Origin of the sequence: Natrinema sp. LN54, assembly GCF_052439245.1 — an archaeon.
Lineage (GTDB): Archaea > Halobacteriota > Halobacteria > Halobacteriales > Natrialbaceae > Natrinema > Natrinema versiforme_A.
Window position 1 is genome coordinate 494,478 of the sequence record NZ_JBQVRP010000004.1, and the last position, 22,162, is coordinate 516,639.

The following is a 22,162-nucleotide window of genomic DNA, read 5'->3' on the forward strand; positions in this document are numbered from 1 at the left end:
GGCCGTTCAGCCGCCGGACGAAAAGCCGTTGAGCTTGGAACGGGGGGTCGAGCGAACGATCGGATTGACTACTCGAAGCCGCCGCGGTGGACGATCTCCGAGAGCGGCTTGCGGTCGCTCGGCTGCTCGCGCTCCCGTAGCTCCTCGGGAAGCGTTTCGGGCGGCGCGCGCTCGCCGATCGCGACCATCGCTTCGACCGCGAACTCCTCGGGGACGTCGAGTTCTGCGGCCGCGCGTTCGTAATCGAAGCCGGCCATCCCGTGGACGGCCAGATCGCGGCGCGCGCCCTCGAGCGCGAGGTTCTCCCACGCCGCGCCGGTGTCGAAGGAGTGGACGGGGGCCGGTTCGCCGTTGTGGTCGAACGTCGTCTTCGAGACGATGACGGCGAGCACGGCGGCGTCGCTCGCCCACGCGCGATTGTTCTCGGAGAGCAGATCGAGGAACGCGTCCCACTCCTCGTCCTCGCGGTCGGCGACGAGGAACCGCCAGTGCTGGTTGTTGAACGCGGAGGGTGCCCAGCGGGCGGCCTCGAACAGCGGGAGATACTCGTCCTCCTCGAGCGGCTCGCCGGTCATCGCGCGTGGCGACCATCGGTTGACGAACAGCGGATCGATATCGTGGTCGGGATCGCGGTGCTCGGCGACGTCGTCACTGAGTTCGCGTCGGCTCTCGAGAGCGTCTTGCATCTCTCGTTTATTCGTCCCTGTACCACATATATATTATTAGACAGTGAGGATATCAGGTAACACTCGTGTCCGTGTTCTGTTTCTTGATTCAACAGTTCTCTTCATCAAAATATGGGTGCGAACATCTCACACGAGACGCGAGCGCGTGCCGTCGTCGAAACGGAATACGGGCGTGAAGAGAACGCGGCAGTGATCGCAACCGGCGATTCGCTCGCCGGTCGAACGCAGTGACGCGACGAACCGCGTCAGTCGTCAGTCGTCGGCCGGCGTCGGCGCACCGCGCTCGATATCGATGTTGCCCGCGTCGAGGTCCTCCTCGACGTTGCGGGCCGCCTGCACCATGTTCGCCATCTTGCCGTAGGCGACCTCGCGGGGCAGCAGCTTCACGCCGCAGTCCGGCGAGACGACGAGCTGTTCCGGCGGGACGACCTCGAGGCCCTTCTTGATGTTTTCCTCGATCTGCTCGACGGACTCGACTTCCGCGACGTGGGCGTCACAGACGCCGAGCGCGAGATCCTTGGTGAACTCGGGGTCCTTGAAGACGTCGAGCTGGTCGTAGTCGCCGTTCGCGAGCTCGAGGTCGAACTCGTCGACCGGGAACTCGAGGATCTCGGGGTAGATACGGGAGTAGTCGCCGTAACAGACGTGGAGGCCGATGCGGACCTCCTCGGGGAGGTCGGCGACGATGCGCTCTAAGGCCTCGCCGACGATGGCGTGGTCGTCGGGCGTCGTCGCGAGCGCGGGCTCGTCGATCTGGATGTAGCGCGCGCCGGCGTCGACGAGTTTCTCGATTTCCTCGTTGACGAGGTCGGCGAGCTCGAGGGTGAGTTCGTCGTCGTCCTCGTAGGCCTCGTTAAAGGACCAGTTCGCGAGCGTGTAGGGACCCGTGATCGGGACCTTGACCGGTCGATTGCTGGCATCGGCAGTGAACTCGTACTCGTCGACGAGCCAGCTGTCGTCGTACTCGACCTCGCTGACGACGCTCGGCTTGTCGAAGTAGTTGTGTCCCCAGACCTTGACGGGGCCGTTGAACTCGTAGCCCTCGATACGGTGGGCGAAGAACTCGACCATCTCGTTGCGCCGCATCTCGCCGTCGACGACGACGTCGAGGCCGGCCCGCTCGTGTTCGTTCGTGATGAGTCGCGCGGCGTCGTCTTTGGCCTCCTGATAGTCGTCGGCGTCGAACCCGTGATCCTCGTCCTGATAGAGTTCCTTCGCGCGGTTGAGCCACTTGGGCTTGGGGTAGGAGCCGACGACGGTCGTCAGCAGGAAGTGGTCGGAATCGTGCTCGGGCGGTCGGAACTGATCTTTGTTCTCGTTGGTGCTCATGCTGCTGTCACCTCCGCGAGGTCTGCGGCCTCCGCAAGGACCTCGAGTTTCTCCACGTACTTGCCGTAGGGCAGGTAGAACGTCTCGGTGTTCGTCGTCAGATAAACCGTCTCGAACTCGGTGACGCCGAGTTGGCCTTCGACCCACTCGACCCGGTCGCGGATCGCTTCGGGGTCCTCGACGAGCGTGTTCTGGCCGTCCGCGAGGCCCAGCGCGATGTCGTCAGGTGCGCCGTACTCCTGAATGTTGTAGAGGTTGTCGTCCTGATTCGCGACGAAGTCGAAGCCGACCGCGTCGATGTCGGCGTCGAGCAGGTGCGCGTAGACCTTCTCCTCGAGTGCGCCCCAGTAGGGCTGGACGACGACGTCGGCGTCGGTCGCGCCAGCGACCTGATCGATCGCCTCGCTCGCGCGCTCGTCTTGGCCGTCGTCGGGAGCGTTCTCGACCAGCGAGGGCTCGAGCAGGAACAGCGTCTCGTGGGCGGGGAAGGCGTCGACCTCACCCTCGAGGAAGTCGGCAATTGCGCCGAGGAAGTCGGCCTCGTCGCCGTACTGTTCGTCGGTCGCGAGGTCCGAAAGCGAGTACGGACCGGGGAGAACTGCCTGCAGGTCGTCGCCGTCGGTCAGTTCCGCGGTCGCCTCGAGTTCCGATGCGACGTCGCCGGTTGGCTCGAGGTCGTCCTGGACGACCGGCTCTCGGTAGAAGTTGTTGTTGTCGTAGTAGCGGACGATCCCGCGCGTTTCGACGGCGTCGGCGACGGCCAGCGGGTGGGCGAGCATGTCGTCCCAGCGCAGTTGCCCCTCGACGACGCGGTCGAGGCCGGCGTCTTGCTGGACGCCGATCACTTCGTCGCGGGCCTCCTCGTAGGCCGCGGTGATCGCCTCGCCCTCGTCGCCGCTGATGAGGTCGTGTTTCTGGTGTCCTTTCAGGTCTGAAAGGTCGTCTTTCGCCCAGTCCGGGAGCGGATACAGCCCCGGCGTGGTCGAAACGTACTCAGTCATCGTGGTCACGGCTAGGCTATACCGACGCTTAATATTTTCCATCCGAACTAATGCTTTGGAGTTATTTTCTGGATTTCGGCCGATTCCGGGACTGGATTTCGAGATGTGTGAAAACATATATCATGGAGAAGCTACTCCACGAACAGCTATCGGGACGGAACCGAGACGGGCCGCGATCGATCAAGGAGTTTACTCGAGCCGTCGCGAGACGCAGGGATCTGTGCCCACAGTCTCAGTCCAATGCCAGCAGCGCGTAGGTCTCGTCGGCGACCTGTGCGACGACGTAAATCGTACCGTCGTCGAGGACCGGCCCCGGGCCGACGCGGCCCGCGAACTCACGTTCGAAGCGGACTGCAGGGCCCCAGCCCGGACTGTCATCCGGCGTCGGGTCCAGAGCGTGAAGGCGGTCGCCGCCGACGAAGACGGTGTCGCGGCCGTACGCCGGCGCGGTGTGTCGCCAGTCGCCGATGTCGTGTTTCCAGTGTCGATCACCGGATTCGGTATCGACGGCGTGAAGCTCCTGACCGTTCGCAACGAGAACAAGGCCGTCGGCGACGGCAATGCCGCGGTCGGCCCAGCCGGAATCGGACATCCAGTTCCGGGCCGGGTCCGATAACCCCTCGTCCATCAACGCGTACGTGGTTCCGTCTCTACAGTTGACGTAGACCGAGTCAGTGTCCGCGCTGGGCGGCGCCGCCGGCTCGGCAGGGAGTTGCCACCGCCGTCCACCCATTCCGTCCCTGTCCAGCAGATACACCATTCCGGCTCGAGTGGTGATGACGAACCAGTGGGCCCTGAAGACGGGAGGGTGGTCCTGTACCTGACCGAAGACCTCGCGGTCCCACTGTACCGTCCCGTCATCGGGATCGAGCGCGACGACTCGCTCCCCCGCGCCGCAGACGAGTTGCTCTCCGGCGCGCGTCGCGGGCACCGTCACTCGCCCGGGTGTCTCGAGTTCCCGTTCCCACAGTCGCTCGCCGGTGTCGGCCTCGAGCGCGCGAATCGCAGACCCGGTCGAAACGTAGGCGACATCGTTCCAGATCAGCGGCACTGTCCCGACGCCCTCGACCGTCCACAGTTCCGTTCCCTCTGCGGCGTCGAGGACCCGAAGTGTGTCCACATCGGGTTGATAAACGCGCCCGCCGGCGACGACGGGTGCCTGATAGGTGAATTGTGGAACCTCGACCCGCCAGCGCTCGGTGACACCGTCGACCGGGGCCTCACCGTCACCGACCTCCCGGGTGTTGGCCGCATTGCAGCCAAATGTCGACCACTCGCCGGTGGCCCCGCGAGCGCTGTTCCCGGGATCCGGCATATCGTCGACGCCGGACGGCGGCGGGTCGTCGGGTCCCCTGACTCGCGAGAGCAGCGAGCAGCCAGCGAGCGCGACGCTCGCACCGGTCGCGCCGACGCTCCTCAGCAACGTTCGTCGAGTGGAGGGCATCGACCAAAACATCCCATCCATTCGAAAAGAACCTTCGGATGACGTATTTCGCCGCTCGAATCTCGGCCGCTAGCGAAGCAACTCGAGCACCGTCAGCGTCTCGAAGGGGAACGACTCGTCGGCGACGGCGACGGCGCTGAACCCGTGTTCGCCGGCCTCTTCGACCACCTCGTCGACGCCGGTGAGACTGCTCACGAGCAGGTAGACGAGGCCGTCAGGGGCGAGCACGCGACCGACGCGCTCGAGGAACGGGTCGATGACGGCCCGGCCGTCCTCGCCGCCCGACAGGGCGCGTTCCATCCAGTCGTCCCACTCGTTTTCGGGATCGGTCGGCAGGTACGGCGGGTTGAACGCGACCGCGTCGAAGGCCCCGTCCCGAAACGGCGAGACGAGATCCGCTCGCACCGCCTCGACGCCCTCGGTTCGGGCCTGCCGCACGGCGTGTGGATTCAGATCCGACGCGACGACGCGAGCGCCCGTTTCGTCGGCGATCCGGCCGGCGACGTAACCGGAGCCGGTCCCCACCTCGAGGACGACCTCGCTCCCCTCGAGTCGGTCACAGGCCGCCTCGGCCAGCAGGTGGGAGTCCTCGGCGGGTTGGTACACGTCCGGTTCCTCGTCGCGTCGGTCCTCGAGTGTCATCTATCGATCCTCCGGTGTCGTCATGCGGTGTTCGCGCGATTCGCCGTCGCCGGATTCCCCGGCCGGCGTCGCTTCGCCGTCGTCGGCGATCCGAAAGCCGCCGGTCTCGGCCCGTCCGGACAGTTCGCGCTGCGGGTACGGGATCTTGATTCCCTCGTCCTCGAAGGCCGCCTTGACGGCGCTGATCGCGGCGGTCCGAGCCGTCCAGTAGCGTCTGGCGCTCGGCTTGTCGATCCAGAAGCGCGCGCCGAGTATCACCGACGAGTCGCCGAAGGACTTGGCGACGATCTGCGGCGACGGCGCGGCCAGTGCCTCGTCGATATCTTCGATCGCGGCCTTCGCGAGGTCCGCGGCACGGTCGATATCGGTCGCGTAGTCCACGCCGACCTCGACCTCGAGTCGCAGTCGCCCCCGCTTCGAGCGGTTGGTCACCATGCTCGAGGCGATGACGTCGTTGGGGATCATGACGTACTCGCCGTCAAACGACCGGACGCGGGTGTTGACGATCGAGATGTCGGTGACGATTCCCTCGTTGTCGTCGACCGCGATCCAGTCGCCGATCTCGAACGGTCGGGCGAACATCAGGACGAAGCCGGCGAGCATCGTCCCGAGGGTCTGTCGGGCGGCCATCCCCAGGACGATCCCGAGGAAGCCAGCCCCGACGAGCAGGCTCCCGAGGTCCTCGATCCAGATGCCGAGCACGACGACCAGCGAGACGGACCAGATGATCACCTGCGAGAGGCGGTGGGTGACCTTCCGCTGGTGGGCCGTCACGGCCGAGGACGAGCCGAACACCTCCTCAATCACCCGGCGGACGAACCGGGTGACGATAACCGTCACGACGAGCAGGAGAAACGAGAAGATCGCGCGTGCGACGCCGTCGCCGCCGAGCCCGAAGTCGTTGTAGAGCCGGCTCAGTTCCGCCGTCTGGCCCCAGACGCCGAGTACGATACTGAGGCTCATCCCACAGGTTGCGATGAGCAGGGCCATGGAAGCGATATCGGCGTACAGCGGCCGTGCCCGCTCGGCGACCCACGCGTGGAGCCGCCGGTAGGCGAGGAGGACGCCGACGACGAGTCCGAGCGCAACGATCGACACCGCGAGTTTCAGCGGCGTCGTCGGAAACACCGCCGAGAGCCGGTCGAACTCCGTCAGTAGTCCGGACATGCGTTCGTCTCTCGAACCCGTCGGTCGCGTAGCTTTGAGTATCCGTTGGTCGGACTGTTCCGATCGACCCTCGACCGCGACTCGAGCCGAACGGGCCCCTCGAGCCGGGCCTCGAGATCAGTCGTCGATCGGGCCACCGACGTCCCTCGCGAGTTGGGCGAGCGCGGCGAACTCGGAGGGCGCCATCGCGCCGGCCCGCTTTCGGAGCACGTCCTCGTCGGCCGCGTCGACGACCGCCTCGGGTTCGGCGAGCCCGGAGATGTGAGCCGTGTTCCGGATCCCGTTCCGGATCGTCTTCCGGCGCTGGGTGAACAGCGCCTTGACGAACCGCAGGAAGAACTCCTCGTCGTCGACCTCGTAGTCGGGCTCGCGCGGGATCGCACGAACCACCGCGCTCTGTACCGCCGGCGGCGGCGAGAACGCCTCCTTCGGGATCGACTCGACGAGTTCGACATCAGCGTAGTGCTGGCTCGAGACCGAGAGCCGACCGTACTCCGACGTGTTCGGCTCGGCGACCATCCGTTCGGCGAACTCCTGTTGAAACATCAGGACCAGCGGCTTTTTTTCCGGAAACAGTCGGAAGGCGATCTCGCTCGAGACGCCGTAGGGGAGATTCGAGACCGACGCCGTGAAGTCGGGCAGTTCGACCTCGAGCGCGTCGCCCTGGACGACGGTCAACTCGCCGGCGTCGATCTCGTCGGCGAACTCCTCGCGCAGAAATGCGGCGAGCTCGCGGTCGCGTTCGACCACCGTCACTTCGTCGCCCTCGTCGCCCATCGCCAGCAAGCGGTCGGTCAGCGCGCCCGTTCCGCCCCCGATCTCGAGGACGTGGCTCGTGTCGGCGTCGATCTCAGTAAGGTAGGTCGGCAACCGGTCCAGCACGCGATCGTCGACGAGGAAGTGCTGGTCGCGGTCCGGATCGCCGCGGACGCCCGCCCGGGCGATCAGTCCGTCTGGATCTCTCATTGCCGGCGCTACGGCCGGGGCCGGTGTAAACGCACCGTCTCGCACGTCTCGTTTGACCACCCGCTCCCCGCAGTCGCTCGCGAACGATAACTCGCGGTTTGGTCGGAGCGGGAATGGAAACAGAACGGCGTCGTCCGCGACACCACATCGCGGGTCGCTTCGACTCGGAGCGCTCGGTCGAGTCCGCTCGCTACTGGTTCTGTTCCTGTTCGCGCCGGCCCACGAACGTCTGGTACTTGAGATCGTCGTCGCGTAGCTCCTCGAGGATACGCTCGACGAGGATTTCGTCGGGGTCGTGCAGCCCGGAGACGCGCTCGGACAGTTCCTCGAAGCTCTCGAAGGGTTTGCGCTTTCGCTCGTCTAAGATGCCGTTGCGGAGTTTCTTCCCGATGCCCGGCAGCAGGTTCAGCTGGTGGAGCCGCAGCGTGATCGGCTGGGCGTCGTTGTAGAAGTCGACGAACCGCTCTTCGTTCTCCTCGACGAGGTCGGCGATGACGTACTCGAGTTCGGACTGGGCACCCGAGGAGAGGGACTCGTACTCGACGCGGTGGCATTCGGTGACGATGTCGCGCTCGGCGGGCGGTTCGACGACGACCTCGCTTCCGATAGTCAGGCGCTCGTCCTCGTCGAAGGCGACTTGATAGAGCTGGAAGTCCCCGATACCGACAGCGTAGCCTGCCGGTGACTTCGCGTACTGCGGTCGGCCGTCGTCAGACAGCCCGTGTGCGAGGTAATCCAACACGACCGCGCGCCGAACGTCCGTCTCGTCGCCATCGGCTTCGCTCATTGGTTTACACTACGGCGACGGCGTACTTAAAGAGTCGGCTCGCTTTCGGACGCCGAGCGATCGCAGCGGACGACCGTTTTAGGCGTACTGTGCGACGATGTTGAGAATTTCGTCGAGTTCGTCCCCCGACAGCGAGTACCGCTGCTGTGCGTACACCGACCGGAGTTCGTCCCGGTCTTGCGGCAGGAGGTTGGCGATCTTGTAGGCCGTCGGCTCGTCGACCTTCTCGATGGTCTGCAGGTCGTCGACCAGCGACTGGGCCTCCTCGGGCTCGAGGACCGCAAATCGGTTCGCGTGTTCGATCGCTCGCGCGAGCTCGTAGCGCAGCTCGCGATCCTCGTCCATCGCGCGTTCGGCTTCGATGTCGGCGAGCAGCTCCTTCGTCTCCGAGACCGTCAGGAACTCCTCGTCGACGATCTCTTTGAAGATCGTCATCCCTGATCAGATCCGGTTCTTTTCCTGATTCTGTGCGCGCATGTGGGCCGCGGTCACGAGCAGGGTCTTGTCCTTGCCGCCGTCGTTGATCTCGACTTTGAAGGCGCTGCCCTGTTTCCCGACGACTTCGCCGGTGTGACCGTCGAATCGCGGGTGGAAGCGACCGTCCGGAACACTTGGGTCGATCTTCAGGTGGACTTTCTCACCCTCCTCGTACTCCTGAATCGCACGCTGTGGCGGCGAGGAGCCGCGGTCTCGAGGATCGTTCGCGAGCTTTCGTCGGGTTCCCTGACGAGGGCCATTAGATTTCGGCATAGTCGTACGACCGCTTTGTCCGGTGACGGTTATAAAACACACGTATTCCACCCACCTTTTTCCTCCTCAGGATTCCTCGCTACGCGAGGAACCGCTCTCTGCTCACGGGCACGAAGTGCCCGTTCGCACGGCTCGCGGGACCGAAGGTCCCGCGTTGGGAGCAAAAATCTGGACCAAAAAAGGCCGCGCTCGCTCCGCTCGCGCGGTACGACTGCTTGCGGCCGACCGCGATTGCGGGTCAATCGTCCACAACAGTGATCCGACCGCGAATCCCCTATCTCAATATGGACGACGACAACGACCGCCGGATCGAGACTCGATCGATTCACGCCGGCCAAGAGCCCGACCCCGACACGGGCGCACTGATGACCCCGATTCACGCCAATTCCACCTACAAGCAGGACGCGCCGGGCGACCACCGCGGCTACGAGTACTCGCGGACCGGGAACCCTACGCGCACCGACCTCGAGGAAAACCTCGCGAGTCTAGAGAACGCCGAGTACGGCCGCGCGTTCGCCAGCGGAATGGCCTCGATCAACACCGTCCTCAATCTGCTCGAGGCCGGCGACCACGTCGTCACCGGCAACGACGTCTACGGCGGGACCCACCGCATCTTCACGCAGGTCTACGAGGACTACGACCTCGAGTTCTCGTTCGTCGATATGACCGACCTCGACGAGATCGAGGCCGCGTTCCGTGAGGAGACGGCGCTGCTCTGGCTCGAGACGCCGACGAACCCGCTCATGTCGATCGTCGATATCGCGGGCGCGGCCGGGATCGCCCACGCACACGACGCGCTCTGTGCGATCGACAACACGTTCGCGACGCCGTACCTCCAGCGGCCGCTCGATCTGGGTGCCGACATCGTCTCGCACTCGCTGACCAAGTACCTCGGCGGCCACTCCGACGTGGTCGGCGGGGCGCTACTGACGAACGACGAGGACCTGGACGAGCGACTCGGCTTCTATCAGAACTCCGTCGGGGCGACGCCCGGTCCCTTCGAGTCCTTCCTCGTCCTCCGGGGCACCAAGACGCTGCCCGTCCGGATGGACCGCCACTGCGAGAACGCCCGCGCGATCGCCGATGTCCTCGACGACCACCCCGACGTCGACCGCGTCTACTACCCCGGCCTCGAGTCCCATCCCGGCCACGAGATCGCCGCCGAGCAGATGGACGACTTCGGCGGCATGCTGAGTTTCGAACTCGACGCGAGCTTAGAAGAGGCGAGCGAGGTCGTCTCGAACACCGAGATATTCACACTCGCGGAGAGCCTGGGCGGCGTCGAGAGCCTGATCGAACAGCCCGCACCGATGACCCACGCCGCGATTCCCCGCGAAGAGCGCATCGAGGCAGGGCTCTCGGATAGCCTGATCCGCGTCTCGGTGGGGATCGAACACGTCGACGACCTAATCGCCGACCTCGAGGGAGCCATCGACGGCGTTCTCTCCTGAGTCGTCGGATCCGGAGTTTCGAACACTCGAGTCGCGTCGCCCGTGAGGGCTACGCCTTTCAGGTCGGCCCGCCAATCGGCCCGCATGACTGATCGCGACGATCCCGGCGTGTACGCACTGCCACTGACCCTCGAGTACGGCGGCGACGAACGGACGTTCACCCCGACGGCGGTCGAGACGGCCCGCGGACTGGTGTTGCTCGACGCCGGCCCCGCCGGCGCGGTCGGCCAGATCGAGACCCATCTGGCCGGAATGGGGTTCGAACTCGCGGACATCTGGCTCGTCGTCCTGACCCACCACGACGCGGACCACGCGGGCGGGCTCGCGGAACTGCTCGAGCGGGTCGACGCGATCGTCGCGACCCATCGCGACGAAGCGCCGTACGTCTCGGGCGAGCGAGACCCGATCAAGGGGTCGGACGGCGGCGACCGGTATCCGCCCGTCGACGTCGATATCAAACTGACCGACGGTGTCCGATTGCCGACTCTCGCGGGGCCAATGGAAGTCGTCGCCACGCCCGGCCACGCGCCCGGACATCTCTCGTTGTACTTCCCGACGGGGAACCTGCTCGTGGCCGGCGACGCGCTGGTCGCGGACGGCGACGAGCCCCTCGCCGGTCCGAAACCGCGGTTCACGCCCGATATGGACCGCGCGATCGAGTCCGTCGGGGCGCTGGCGGACCTCGAGGTCGACCACACCGTGTGCTATCACGGCGGGTACGTCGATCGAGGGACCGAACGGATGCAGGAGATCTACGAACAGGGAAGGGAGTGAGTGCGAACGCCGACGAACAGAAGCGGAATTCTCATCGGTATCCAACCCCAATCGGCGCGTAATGCGACTCGAACTCCGCGTCTGTCAGCACTGTCTCGACGGCGACCACGGCAACGAAAAGCGGACCGCCCTCCTCAACGACATGGTCGACTGCGCCGAACAGATCAAGGAGTACAAGGAGGTTATCGACCTCGAAGAGGTCCACATCCGCAAGGTCAGGGACGACGAGCCGGGGAAGCCGGCGGCGCTCCCCGTCGTCTCGGCGACGATTCAGAACGATCAGGTCGTCCTGAACGACACGCAACTCGTCGCGGAGGGCCAAGACGGAAACATGCTGGTCTATACCAGCCCCGACGACGTGCTGACGGTCCTCGCCGGAAACCTCGACGAGATCAGCAAGGCCGTCACCGCAGACGTGACCGTCGATCTCTCCCCGATCAGCGCGGAGATCGTCTCACAGGCCGACCTCGGTGCGAACCGCGAGCAAGAACAGTAGCGGCTCGACTCTCTATCGTCGGCCCGACCGCTCGAGACGAAAACGCGCGGCTCACGGGCGGAATCGGTTCGAGACGGCGAAAAACGAACGCCGTACGTTAGATGCGGCCGACGTTCTCGACGCCGACGCTTTCGACGCCCTCGACCTCAGTGAAACTCTCCTCGACGGCTTCCGTGCCGCCCGCGCCGTCGGGGACGATCACGGTCGGGTAGAGCGCGACGAGACCGAACGCGACTTCCTCGCGTTCGACGCCGTTGATCTTCGCGCCCTCGGGAAGGGTGCTCTCGAGGCGCTCTTGGAGCGCGTCGAGGTCGATTTCGGGGCTGTCCGGCATGACCTTGATTTTGGCAGCGACTTTACCCATTGTGAAACCTTATGGTCCGGTGAATCCGCAGTCGGGGCACTCGTAGAGGTTGCTCTGCTTGCGACACTTGGCACAGCGGTAGATCTGCTGGCCGCAGTCGGGACACTTGAACGCGGCTGCGTTGGTACCCGCGATGTTGAGCCCACAGGAGACGCAGGAACGCGTCTCTCGGTCGTCGGTCGTACTCATACCCCTCCTTTCCCGCCCGCCGTTTTTAAACTACTCGATAGCAGAATGCTACGCGTCATCGTCTCCCGTCGCCATCGTTCCGCCGGTGTCCCGGCACACTCGAGTCGTCCACGGCGAGAGACCACCGTTGGCGCGTCGGCTCGCTGAAAGCCGGTGGCTGTGTCCTCTCGTCTGCGCGTTTTCCGACCCAGAAAACGCGCTGGCGATTACTTTATACCCCGGCTCGAAGCAGTGAGTGAGGTTCGGTTGCAGACGCGACTGGACCTCTGCCTCTGACACTTCTGCCGACCGAAACCAAGCAAGGAGCCACACGAATAGCGTGATCGCTCGGATCCCGAACGCGCTCCGCCGCCCGAAACTCAACATTCAACACCGTCCCCGCCCTAGCTCGAGTGAATGCGCCTCGGCGACTATATCGAGGACTTAGAGCCCGATGAGGAGGCCGAACGTCGCCGCCTCGCCAAGGAGAAGTCCTACGCGATCACGGATCACCTAGAGGAGTTCGAACGGAAGTTCGACGACGCCCTGAGCGGCGACACGCTCGTCGGTTCGACCTCGCCGTCGATCTTCGTCGGGCGGTCGAACTACCCGGACATTCCCGTCGGACTGCTCTCGCCGGTCGGCGACGAGGGCGACGCCGCGGAGTACGTCACCGACGGCGACTGGTACCAGCAGGGCTATGCCATCGACGACGTGCTCCAGCGCCGGACCGGGCTCCTGAACTCGAGCAAGCGCGCGAACGTCGACTCCCCGAGCATCGCGAGCCGGTTGACACCGAGCGTCGACGACGTCTGGGACGGCTTCGTCGGCGTCCAACGGGAGGTCGCCATCGCCGACCGGCCGGTCGATCTCGAGATCGGACTGGACGACAAGCCCGACCTCGGCCTCGACGCGGGCACCGACGTGGCGACGCCGCGCGGGCCCCGGGCCAACGCGACCAACGCCGAACTGCGGGAGAACCCCTACGTCCCGAAACCGGTCAAGAAGACCCTCGAGGACGACGACTGGCAGGCACAGGGCGCGATGACCTACCTCTACCGGCGCGGGTTCGACGTCTACGAGATCAATTCGATCCTCTCGGCGGGCGCGCTCGGCCAGACGAAGCAGCGCCGGCTGGTTCCCACGCGGTGGTCGATCACGGCCGTCGACGACACCGTGGGGCAGTACCTGCGCGGGCGCATCCGCAACGCGCCCAGCATCGACGAGGTGCAGGTCTGGGCGAACGAGTACGTCGGCAACCGCTACTGGGTCGTGCTCGCGCCCGGCAACTGGGAGTTCGAACTCGTCGAGATGAAGGCCCCGGGCAGCATCTGGAACCCCGACCCGCACGACGACATCTGGCTCGCCAGCGCCTCGGAGGGCTACGAGGGGCGCTCGAGCTACGTCGAGGAGACCGCCGGTGCCTACTACGCCGCCCGACTGGGCGTCTTGGAGTACCTCGAGTCGATCGGACGGCAGGCGAAGTGTCTCGTTTTGCGGGAGGTCTCCGACGACTACTGGGCACCCGTCGGCGTCTGGCAGGTCCGCGAGAGCGTCCGGAACGCCTTCGAGGGAGAGTACGGCGAGGCGGAGACGTTCCACGAGGCGGTTTCGGAGGTCGCGACCCGACTGCCGGTTTCCTACGCGCGATTACGGCGGAAATCGGAACTCGCGGCCGGACTGCAGGCCAACCTGAGCGCGTTCTCGAGCTCGGAGTGAGCCCGTCGGCCGTTATTTTCGCCGCTGTCCACCGAATTCGACCAGCGAGCCGACCGCCGAGAGACTGTTCACTCAGCGGGAATGTGATCACTGCTATCGCGAAACATACCTTCGGGTAATAAACCGCTCACCTTTTATTCCCCAAGTGCATACCACAGCCGATGTCAGTCGACTTTACACCGACGACGATCGACGACCTCGAGCCCGAACGGCGGCCGTCGTTCGCTCTCGCGCTCGTTCCGGTGTTCGCGGTCGTCGCCTTCCTCGGCGTCGGATCGGCCGTCCTCGGCCTCGATCCGCACGTCCCGCTGCTCTGGAGTATTGTCTTCGTCGGCGCGTTCGGTCGCTATCTGGGATACAGTTGGCCCGAACTCTCCGACGGAATCTCGAACGGCCTTCTGATGGGGATACAGGCGCTGTTGATCATCTTTACGATCTACGCACTGATCGCCACGTGGGTCGATGCCGGCACGATCCCGGCGATGATGTACTACGGCCTCGAGTTGCTGACGCCGACGGTGTTCCTGCCCGTCGCGGCCATCCTGGCCGCCGTCGTCGCGTTCTCGATCGGCTCTTCGTGGACGACGGTCGGGACGCTGGGCGTCGCGTTCGTCGGGATCGGTGCGGGGCTCGGGGTCTCCGGGCCACTGACCGTCGGTGCGGTCATCTCGGGAGCCTACGCGGGCGACAAGCAGTCTCCGCTGTCGGACACGACCAACCTCGCGGCCGGCGTGACGAACACGCCGCTGTACGATCACATCCGCCGGATGCGAACGGGGACGGCCATCGCGTTCGGACTCTCAGTGTTAGGATTCGCCGCGTTCGGCCTGCAGGCGGGCGGTGAGATTCCGGCCGGCCGCATCGCCGAGATCCAGACCGCGCTCGCGGGCACGTACGACCTCTCCGTGCTCGTCTTCCTGCCGCTCGTGGTCACCTTCGGTCTCGCGCTCTACGGCTACCCCGCGCTCCCCACGCTCGTCGCCGGCGTCTTCGCCGGCGTCTTCACCACGATTCTGGTCCAAGGGACCGGCTTCGTCGCCGCGTGGGAAGTCTTCATGAGCGGCACCGCCCCCGAGACCGGGACCGACCTCGTGAACGAACTCCTCGCGACCGGCGGCCTCACCGGCTCCGCGTGGACGATCACCGTCGTCGTCGCCGCGCTCTCGCTCGGCGGTCTCCTCGAGCACACCGGCGTGCTGGCCGTCCTCGCTCACCGCCTCTCGCAGGGCGTGGGCAGTTCCGGCGGCCTGATCGCCGGCACCGGGCTCTCGGCGATCCTGATCAACGCGCTCACCGCCCAGCAGTACATGAGCATCGTCCTCCCGGGGCTGACGCTGCGAAACCTCTACGACGAGTTCGGCCTCGACAGCGAGGAACTCTCCCGGGCCGTCGAAGCCGCCGGGACCCCCACCGGCGCGCTCCTGCCGTGGCACGCCGGCGGCGTCTTCATGGCCTCGGCGACCGGCGTCCCCACCCTCGAGTACGCGCCGTTCTACCTGTTCGGATTCCTCTCGCCGGCCGTACTATTCCTGATGGCGCTGACCGGTCGCGGGATTCCGACGGGTAACCGGGCCGAGCGGGCCCATACCGCGGACTGAGCGGCGTATAGACCATCGAATACACTACTGTTTTGCTTCCACGAAGGATTGCTCTCGATCGGGTCCGGTCGCGGAGTCGATGTCGTCCGAATCGGCCCGCTCGAGCCGATGGGCGACGGTCACGCAGGCTTTGAACGCCGCGAGTATCACGGGGCCGACGAAGAGCCCGACGACGCCGAAGAGGTAGATGCCGCCGACGACGCCCACCAGCGCGGTCGCCGGATGCAAACTCGAGCCGCGGTCGACGAGGTACGCGCGCAGGTAGCTGTCCGTAACGGCGAGCACGGCGACGCCGTACCCCAAGAGGACGGCGGCGCGTGCGGGGCCGCTCGAGGCCGCGTGGGCGACCGTGACCGGTCCCCAGACGAGCCAGACGCCGATCGTCGGGAGAAACGAGGCGAGAACGAGGATCACTCCCAGCGTGGTCGCGTACGGCACGCCGAGGATTGCGAGCCCCAGCCCGCCGAGTATCCCCTGTACGACCGCGACGAGGACGTGACTGCGGAGGACCGCCCACGTGACGTCGTGGACGTCCGCGAACAGTTCGTCGAGCACTCGCGTCTCGAGCGGCGCGGTCTCGCGGAGCCAGTCGAGGAAGGCCGCGCCGTCGACCAGCAGGTAGTACACCAGGAAGACGAGGACGACCAGTCCGACCGCCACGTCGATCCCCGTCGTCACGATATCGATCAATCGAGTCAGCGTCACCTCCGCGGCACCCGCAAAGGATTCCTCGAGTTCCGATCGCACGGCGGACTCGAGTGCGGTGACCGTCCCGTTGGCCAGTCCGAGGTCGTCTCGGGCGACTTCGCGGCCGTACTCGACGATCCGGTCGGCCTCGAGCGACTCGAGGGTCGACAGGGCGGTCCGGAGAACGACCAGCGAGACGAGGAGCAGCGGGACGACGCCGGCGACGACGGTGACGCCGGTGAGCGCGAGGCCGGCGAGCCGCGGACCGACGCGCGGTTCCAGTCGCTGGTAGGCCGGGCGGAGAACGACCGCGAGCAGACAGGCCGCCAGCACGTACTCCACGAGGGGGAGGACCAGCAGGGCGGCGAGCCCGCAGAGGGCGGCGATGAGGAGGGCGAAAAACGCCGTTCGGGCGTCCATATTTCATCCTCTTGAACAGAAAACATAAATGTTGGCGTTTGTGACTGTACGGTTCGGCAAGGGGAACCCGATCGGGACGGAACTGTCGCGCTCGGGACGCCGGTTCCGCGAGGAGGAGACGAGACAGTTGTGGGCCGGTTCTAAAGGTTCGCGTAGGCCTCGTCAACCATCTCGCTGGTCGTGTCGACGATCTCTTGCCAGTTCTCGTCGTCGGGAGCGATGCCGAGCAGCCGCGCGATCTTCATGATCGAGACGTGGTAGACGACCTGCCGACCCGGCTCTTCCTCCCAGACGACGACGTTACAGGGGAACAGCGCCCCCATCTGCTCGGTCACGTCCAGTACCCGATCCGCCATTTCGGGATTACAGGCCCCGAGCACGTAGTAGGGATCGCGATCCGCGTCGACCTTTTCGTTGAGCAGTTCCGAGGGCGAGAACTCGGCCGGGACGCCAAAGCCCGCCTCGGTGAACACCTCGCGGGTGTGCTCGATGGCCTCCTCGTGGTCCATCTCGAGTACCGCGCGGTGCTCGCCGTAGTCCGCCGGATCGATCTGCGTCGGGTCGATGGGAAGTGCCATACGCGACGGTTGGTCGTCCCGGCCCTTAATCGGTCCCGTCGTCCGACCAGGTGGGCGGCGACCGCCGCGACCCCGCTACAGCGGGACCGGCAGCCACTCGAGGAATCGCACGAGGAACGTCGGATCGAACAGCGGCTCATGCAGGACGAGCCAGTCGAGCAGGACGAGGCCGCCGCCGTGGGCGACGACCGACGGGAGAATCGAGTTCGACTTGTAGTCGACGGCACCGAACAGGACGTCCGTCGGCCCCGACAGCAGGAACTCGATGGGCGGTTTCGAGGCGTGGTGGAACATGTAGACGACGGGGCTGATGAAGACGGCGACGAACCCGATCTCCTTGACGCCGACACAGAGCAGGCCGCGGTAGTAGGTCTCGGCGGCCAGCGCGAGGACGAAGAGCTTGATCGCGTGCGGGATGAACGCCGCCGGTGCGGCCGAGGTCTCCCAGATCGGGTAGAACGTCCGGATCGTCGGCAGCGTCGATCCGACGATATAGAACGGGGCGACGAACAGCGCGAGGAGGACCGTATTGCGGATCGCGATGCGATCGATACGCCAGCCGATGCGGTTCCCGTGGGCGAGCCCGAGCGCGAGCGGGCCTCCGATCAGGAGGATAGCGTCGACGACGACCCGCTGGTCGAGGTCACTGGGGACCAACCGCATCCACAGCAGCGTCACCACGGCACCGACCAGTAACGCCTTCTGGACCCAAGAAAAGGACATGTACTCACGGAGCCAGTGATCGTCGCGTCGCCCCGACTGTGACGCCACGGTGTTACTCGTCCGCAGTCGGGACCGGACCGGTCCCGATCACGTCTCGAACGTGCCCCTCGAACTCCTGATGGCGCTGGAAGTACGTCTCGTCGACCGACTCGAGCACGGTCGACAGTTCGCGGGGACCGTCGGGCGTACGGATGACGGCATCGCCCTCGAGCCGATCGACTTCGCTCTTTTCCTTCGGCCACGCAAGTCGCGAACTGACGCGGGCGAGCGGCGCGCCCTCGACCGGGGTACCCTCTCCGAGTGAGACTGCTGGCTCGGCGTCTTCGTCCTCGTCGCTCATAGGCCGTCGTTTGCGAGCGCGGTGATTCAAGCTTTCGTTTCCGCGGGTCGCGCTCGGGCCCCGCCGCCGGACGACCTCTCCGACAACCGAGGTGTGTCTGACGTATCGTTTTGTGATGGGCCGTCGAACGACTGCCTATGACAAGCCTGACGGAGGCCTACGATGGGACCGCACCGGGGGTGACGAGTCGCCGACTGTACGCGGGGACGGCGCTCGTGGTGCTCGGTGCGCTTCTGGCCGTCGTGGCCGTACTCGTGGCGACGACCGACCTCTTCGGCGGGTACGCGGTCGAACTCTCCGAGGGGATGGCCGCGCAGTTCGCGACCGTCCGCGCCGCGGGCGTACTGGCCGGGCTCAGCGTCCCGACCGCCCTCGTCGGCGTCTTCGTCGTACTACCGGCCAGTCGACGCGTCCAAGCCACGGCCGCGATCAGCGCGAGCCTCTGTCTGCTCGGCGTCGCGCTCTTCTGGCACGCCTACCCCCAACACTGGCGCTACGGCGGCAACCAACTCACGCTCGAGGTCTCGGCCATCTACCTGCTCGGGCTCCTGCCGGCGATCTGGTGTCTGTTCAGCGCCGTCGCCACCTTCAAAATGCGCAACGATCCCGGCGGCAACCTCCAGATGAACGTCACCCGCCACAACAAGACCGTCCTCGAGGTCGAGGACTCGAGCGACGCGGGCGGGCTGGGTGGCATCGGCTTCCTCGGCGGAACGCCCGACGGAGATGTCGAAACGCAGACCAACGCGGACGCCGACGAGGACACCGCGGAGACCGAGCGAACGACGCTCTCGTACGACGAGGGGTCCGCCGGCCGCTCGTCGCGATCGGCGACCGGCTCCGGCACCGGATCGACTCCCGGCCGAACCGTCGGCGCTGCGACCAGCGACGGCGGCTCCGCGGCCTCGGATATCTCCTCGCCGCTCGAGGCGGGCGACGGTCGCGATGCGGAGATCGTCGAGTCGTCGACCGAGACGCCGGCCGAACCGACGGATCGCTACTGCGGGAACTGCGAGCACTTCGAGTACGTCCGCTCGTCGGAGGGAATGGTTCCCTACTGTGCCCGCCACGAAACGGCGATGGACGACATGGACGCCTGCGACGAGTGGTCGCCGAACCGACGATAAGACACGCCATCCATTTCTGTCGTTTCGACCGCTGACGGTTCCGTCTCAGTCGGCTCGATTACGAAATATCGACCGCAATCAGTGGCCCTCGGTGACGTTACCGGACCGTATAACCGGTGGTTGGCACTTGGATAGTCACCGCATATCTAAGTGGGATATCGACAGTCTGTCGGACAGGAACGAGACATGGGAGAAGAACTGTTTTCCGGTCGATACACGTGGTCAAGCACGACGCCGACCGTCGCCATCGTCAACGCGATCGCCGGCATCGAAGGCGTCGACCCGACCGACCTCTCGACGGCGCTGGGAACGACCCTGTACGAACAGATCGATCCGGAAGCGCTCGATACGCTCGTCATCACCGGCTCACACCCCGAGGTCGCGTTTACCGTCGACGACTATCGCGTCGAGATCGACGAGAACGACCTGTCGATTGCCGCCGCCCGCGATTGACGACGGGTCCGCACTGTCCCTCGCTGACGTTCACGAGACGGCCGGCCACGCGCCTCGCTCACGGACGAGCCTATATCCCGAGCGTCTTCCGGCCCATCTCGAAGCCCCACTGGGGGATCTCGAAGACGATTAGGGCGACCAGTACCAGTTCGGCGACGGTGACGAACACCATCATCAGATCGGCGCGCTTGCTGCTGACCGCGACGCCGATGGGTAGCCCGAACTCCGTCTTCCAGAGGGGGTAAAACAGGGCGATCCCGCGTTTGCTCCCCGCGACGTCGAGGACGTAGTGGGTCAACACGCCGATCCAGACGTACTCGAGGTTCCCGAACACGTACGGAAAGGCGAGAAAGGCGGCCAGAACCGGCAGGTTATGGAGCGTCTTCCGGTGCTTGCCGAACGCGGTGTCGACGTCCGGAAAGAGCGCCCCCAGCGAGACCGGCACCCCGATCATCACGATCGTTCGAAATGTCTCCAGATCCCCCGTCGGCTCGAGCAAATATCCCAATCCGATGCTCAACAGAACGGCGTTGAGCACGTGGCCCTTCTTGTTCATCTACCCGCATCTGTGGAGTCGACCGGGGAATAGTTTACTCTCGGGACTGTCACCGATCCCTGTCTGTTTCGGTAGACGTATCGCTTCTCAGATGTGTATCTGTTATCGGAGCCCCCTCTCCGACTCAGCGCGCCTCGAGTTCCGCGAGCAGGTCCTCGAGCGCCCGCTCGACGGTCGCGGCGCGGACGTCCGCGCGGTCGCCGTCGAAGACGTAGCGAGAGACGGTCGAGTACGAGTCCTCGGACCCCCACGGCCCCGCGTAGGAGACGCCGATGTAGACGGTGCCGACCGGGTTCGCGTCGGTGCCGCCGGTGGGGCCGGCGACACCGGTCGTCGAGATACCCCACGTCACGTCCGCCACGTCTCGGATTCCCCGTGCCATCTCGTGAGCCACGGGTTCGGAGACGGCACCGTGTTCGTCGAGGGCTTCCCGACTGACGCCGAGGTGGCGGCGCTTGGCGTCGTAGGCGTAGGTCGTCAGCCCCGAATCGAAGTAGTCGCTCGCGCCCGGGACGGCGGTGATCGCGGCACCGATCAGGCCGCCGGTACAGGACTCGGCGACGGCCAGCGTCTCCTCGGCGTCCCGCAAGGCGTCGGCGATCTCCATCGGCAGCTCGCGGTCGATGTCGTCGTTCATACCCGAATCGAGGGGCGGAATCGTTGTGAAAGCGAGGGTTGCCGGCCCAGTGAGGGTCACCACCCAACTGGTTCGGCCAAACTCGAGCGGCCGAATTCCGTCGCGCTCGGCGCGGAAACGAAAAGCCAAACCAGCAGCGGCCGTCCAGTACCGACTATGGATTACGAGACGCCGCTTTTCTTCCGGGTCATGGAGTACGCGGACGCGGCGGACCGCGACGTCATCGACATGGTCAGCGGGAACCCCGGCTGGGAGCCCCCCGAGGCGCTCCGGGACGGCCTGCGAGAGTACGCCGACCTCGAGCCCGACCGGTTCCAGTACCCGCCCAGCGAGGGGCTGCTCGAGTTACGCGAGGAGATCGCCACGCGCCGCGGCGTCGACGCCGATCAGATTATCGTCACGAACGGCGCGGGCGAGGCGAACTACCTCGCGATGGCGCGGGCCCTCGAGCGAGACTCCGGGAACGAGATCCTGCTGACCGATCCGGTCTATCCCTACTATCCCGGCAAGACGACGATGCTCGGCGGAACACAGCGGTTCGTCGCGACCGCCGACGACGGGCAACTCGACCCCGCCGCCGTCCGCGCGGCCGCGAGCGAGGAGACCGCCGCGATCGTCGTGACCACGCCGAACAACCCGACCGGCGCGGTCTACCCCGCCGAGACGATGCGGGAACTCGTCGCCGTCGCCGAAGAATACGACGCGATCCTGATCAGCGACGAGGTCTACGACCACTACGACCTCTCGGGCGAGTTCGCGAGCGCGCTCGAGACCGATTCGGCCCACCGGGTCGTCACGAACGCCTTCTCGAAGTCGATGGCGATCACCGGTGTTCGGGTGGGCTACGCGATCCTCCCGCCGGAACTCGTCGACGACGCCAAGAGCCGACACATGCTGGTCAACGTCGCGACTACCCGACCCGGCCAGTACGCGGTCCTGAACGCCCTGCGCGAGACGAGGCCGGACTACTACGAGCGCAACCGCGAACGCCTCCGCGAGCGCGTCACGACCTTTACCGACGCGCTCGAGGCGGCGGGAGCCGAGTATACCCGTCCAGACGGGTCGTTCTACGTGATGGCCCGCTTCGACGGCTACCCGGGCACGCTCGAGAACGTCGAGCGACTGATCGACGAGGCCGGCGTGGCGGGGATGCCCGGCGAGGCCTTCGGCGATTCGCGGACGGAGTGGTTGCGGTTCGCTCTCGTGACCCCGCGCGTCGAGGAGGCGGCCGAGCGACTGGCAGCCTACTTCGAGTGAGTGCCGTCACCGCCGAAACGGTCCGTGCGTCGTCGCCACCGA

At 65.8% G+C, this 22,162-nt stretch carries 26 protein-coding genes; 8 read left to right on the forward strand and 18 right to left on the reverse strand.

The annotated features are described in order from the left end of the window. Positions 1-68 precede the first annotated feature (68 nt). The 10 genes from ACT4ML_RS14925 to ACT4ML_RS14970 all read right to left on the reverse strand — a co-directional run bounded on the left by ACT4ML_RS14925 (position 69) and on the right by ACT4ML_RS14970 (position 8,772). Positions 69-686, reverse strand: a complete 618-nt coding sequence (locus ACT4ML_RS14925; protein ID WP_138244702.1) for a nitroreductase family protein — start codon at positions 684-686, stop codon at positions 69-71. 252 nt (positions 687-938) lie between these two features. Further along, positions 939-2,015 (reverse strand): methionine synthase, encoded by a 1,077-nt coding sequence (locus ACT4ML_RS14930; RefSeq protein WP_444721570.1) that lies wholly within the window; start codon positions 2,013-2,015, stop codon positions 939-941. Then, positions 2,012-3,016: a 5-methyltetrahydropteroyltriglutamate--homocysteine methyltransferase gene (locus ACT4ML_RS14935; protein ID WP_444721571.1), complete on the reverse strand. Its 1,005-nt coding sequence runs from the start codon at positions 3,014-3,016 to the stop codon at positions 2,012-2,014. The genes ACT4ML_RS14930 and ACT4ML_RS14935 overlap by 4 nt, the downstream gene beginning before the upstream one ends. Positions 3,017-3,248: 232 nt before the next feature. Next, entirely contained in the window at positions 3,249-4,460 is a 1,212-nt protein-coding gene (locus tag ACT4ML_RS14940; RefSeq protein WP_444721572.1) for an outer membrane protein assembly factor BamB family protein, read from the reverse strand. Between the two features lie 69 nt (positions 4,461-4,529). Continuing rightward, a complete protein-coding gene (locus ACT4ML_RS14945; RefSeq protein ID WP_444721573.1) occupies positions 4,530-5,102 on the reverse strand; it encodes a HemK2/MTQ2 family protein methyltransferase in 573 nt (190 codons plus the stop codon). Next, positions 5,103-6,269, reverse strand: coding sequence for a mechanosensitive ion channel family protein (locus tag ACT4ML_RS14950; RefSeq protein ID WP_444721574.1), 1,167 nt, complete (start codon positions 6,267-6,269; stop codon positions 5,103-5,105). Positions 6,270-6,386: 117 nt separating this feature from the next. Beyond that, positions 6,387-7,235 (reverse strand): 16S ribosomal RNA methyltransferase A, encoded by an 849-nt coding sequence (locus ACT4ML_RS14955; RefSeq protein ID WP_444721575.1) that lies wholly within the window; start codon positions 7,233-7,235, stop codon positions 6,387-6,389. Positions 7,236-7,425: 190 nt separating this feature from the next. Next, positions 7,426-8,022 (reverse strand): DUF655 domain-containing protein, encoded by a 597-nt coding sequence (locus tag ACT4ML_RS14960; protein ID WP_444721576.1) that lies wholly within the window; start codon positions 8,020-8,022, stop codon positions 7,426-7,428. A gap of 78 nt (positions 8,023-8,100) precedes the next feature. Continuing rightward, complete coding sequence (locus tag ACT4ML_RS14965; protein ID WP_138244694.1) at positions 8,101-8,457, reverse strand: RNA polymerase Rpb4 family protein; 357 nt, start codon at positions 8,455-8,457, stop codon at positions 8,101-8,103. Between the two features lie 6 nt (positions 8,458-8,463). Next, positions 8,464-8,772: a 50S ribosomal protein L21e gene (locus ACT4ML_RS14970; protein WP_444721577.1), complete on the reverse strand. Its 309-nt coding sequence runs from the start codon at positions 8,770-8,772 to the stop codon at positions 8,464-8,466. 284 nt (positions 8,773-9,056) lie between these two features. On the opposite strand from ACT4ML_RS14970, the gene ACT4ML_RS14975 reads away from it, so the two are divergent. From ACT4ML_RS14975 to ACT4ML_RS14985, 3 genes are all read left to right on the forward strand, one after another. Continuing rightward, the gene (locus ACT4ML_RS14975) at positions 9,057-10,223 is read left to right on the forward strand and encodes a cystathionine gamma-synthase (protein WP_444721578.1); all 1,167 of its coding nucleotides are present in this window, start codon (positions 9,057-9,059) and stop codon (positions 10,221-10,223) included. An 84-nt stretch (positions 10,224-10,307) separates the two neighbouring features. Next, positions 10,308-10,997, forward strand: coding sequence for an MBL fold metallo-hydrolase (locus ACT4ML_RS14980; RefSeq protein WP_444721579.1), 690 nt, complete (start codon positions 10,308-10,310; stop codon positions 10,995-10,997). 61 nt (positions 10,998-11,058) lie between these two features. Further along, on the forward strand, positions 11,059-11,493 hold the full coding sequence (locus ACT4ML_RS14985) for a hypothetical protein (protein ID WP_444721580.1): 435 nt from the start codon (positions 11,059-11,061) through the stop codon (positions 11,491-11,493). A 97-nt stretch (positions 11,494-11,590) separates the two neighbouring features. Here the strand turns inward: ACT4ML_RS14985 and ACT4ML_RS14990 are convergent, their stop codons facing one another. Both ACT4ML_RS14990 and ACT4ML_RS14995 read right to left on the reverse strand, forming a co-directional pair. Next, positions 11,591-11,857: an elongation factor 1-beta gene (locus ACT4ML_RS14990; RefSeq protein ID WP_444721581.1), complete on the reverse strand. Its 267-nt coding sequence runs from the start codon at positions 11,855-11,857 to the stop codon at positions 11,591-11,593. Positions 11,858-11,866: 9 nt separating this feature from the next. Next, positions 11,867-12,046, reverse strand: a complete 180-nt coding sequence (locus ACT4ML_RS14995) for an HVO_2753 family zinc finger protein (RefSeq protein ID WP_006184530.1) — start codon at positions 12,044-12,046, stop codon at positions 11,867-11,869. A gap of 396 nt (positions 12,047-12,442) precedes the next feature. On the opposite strand from ACT4ML_RS14995, the gene nreA reads away from it, so the two are divergent. Together nreA and arcD are read left to right on the forward strand one after the other, a co-directional pair. Then, the gene (gene nreA, locus ACT4ML_RS15000; protein ID WP_444721582.1) at positions 12,443-13,744 is read left to right on the forward strand and encodes a DNA repair protein NreA; all 1,302 of its coding nucleotides are present in this window, start codon (positions 12,443-12,445) and stop codon (positions 13,742-13,744) included. 161 nt (positions 13,745-13,905) lie between these two features. Beyond that, entirely contained in the window at positions 13,906-15,342 is a 1,437-nt protein-coding gene (gene arcD, locus ACT4ML_RS15005; RefSeq protein ID WP_444721583.1) for an arginine/ornithine antiporter ArcD, read from the forward strand. A gap of 24 nt (positions 15,343-15,366) precedes the next feature. Here arcD and ACT4ML_RS15010 read toward each other — a convergent pair whose 3' ends face one another. From ACT4ML_RS15010 to ACT4ML_RS15025, 4 genes are all read right to left on the reverse strand, one after another. After that, positions 15,367-16,449, reverse strand: coding sequence for an AI-2E family transporter (locus ACT4ML_RS15010; RefSeq protein ID WP_444721584.1), 1,083 nt, complete (start codon positions 16,447-16,449; stop codon positions 15,367-15,369). Between the two features lie 140 nt (positions 16,450-16,589). Beyond that, entirely contained in the window at positions 16,590-17,027 is a 438-nt protein-coding gene (locus ACT4ML_RS15015; protein WP_138244685.1) for a DUF302 domain-containing protein, read from the reverse strand. A 75-nt stretch (positions 17,028-17,102) separates the two neighbouring features. Next, positions 17,103-17,750, reverse strand: a complete 648-nt coding sequence (locus ACT4ML_RS15020; protein WP_444721647.1) for a CPBP family glutamic-type intramembrane protease — start codon at positions 17,748-17,750, stop codon at positions 17,103-17,105. Positions 17,751-17,802: 52 nt separating this feature from the next. Further along, on the reverse strand, positions 17,803-18,090 hold the full coding sequence (locus ACT4ML_RS15025; RefSeq protein WP_138244684.1) for a DUF5789 family protein: 288 nt from the start codon (positions 18,088-18,090) through the stop codon (positions 17,803-17,805). A gap of 137 nt (positions 18,091-18,227) precedes the next feature. Here ACT4ML_RS15025 and ACT4ML_RS15030 point away from each other — a divergent pair, with 137 nt between their 5' ends. Continuing rightward, positions 18,228-19,217, forward strand: a complete 990-nt coding sequence (locus ACT4ML_RS15030) for a DUF7139 domain-containing protein (RefSeq protein WP_444721585.1) — start codon at positions 18,228-18,230, stop codon at positions 19,215-19,217. Positions 19,218-19,403: 186 nt separating this feature from the next. After that, positions 19,404-19,670, forward strand: a complete 267-nt coding sequence (locus ACT4ML_RS15035; protein ID WP_444721586.1) for a HalOD1 output domain-containing protein — start codon at positions 19,404-19,406, stop codon at positions 19,668-19,670. A gap of 70 nt (positions 19,671-19,740) precedes the next feature. Here the strand turns inward: ACT4ML_RS15035 and ACT4ML_RS15040 are convergent, their stop codons facing one another. Both ACT4ML_RS15040 and ACT4ML_RS15045 read right to left on the reverse strand, forming a co-directional pair. Then, positions 19,741-20,226 (reverse strand): metal-dependent hydrolase, encoded by a 486-nt coding sequence (locus ACT4ML_RS15040; RefSeq protein WP_444721587.1) that lies wholly within the window; start codon positions 20,224-20,226, stop codon positions 19,741-19,743. Between the two features lie 124 nt (positions 20,227-20,350). Next, positions 20,351-20,863 carry a CinA family protein gene (locus ACT4ML_RS15045; RefSeq protein WP_444721588.1) on the reverse strand — a complete coding sequence of 171 codons (513 nt, stop codon included), beginning with the start codon at positions 20,861-20,863 and terminating at the stop codon, positions 20,351-20,353. A gap of 156 nt (positions 20,864-21,019) precedes the next feature. On the opposite strand from ACT4ML_RS15045, the gene ACT4ML_RS15050 reads away from it, so the two are divergent. After that, positions 21,020-22,120, forward strand: coding sequence for a pyridoxal phosphate-dependent aminotransferase (locus tag ACT4ML_RS15050; protein ID WP_444721589.1), 1,101 nt, complete (start codon positions 21,020-21,022; stop codon positions 22,118-22,120). Positions 22,121-22,162 lie beyond the last annotated feature (42 nt).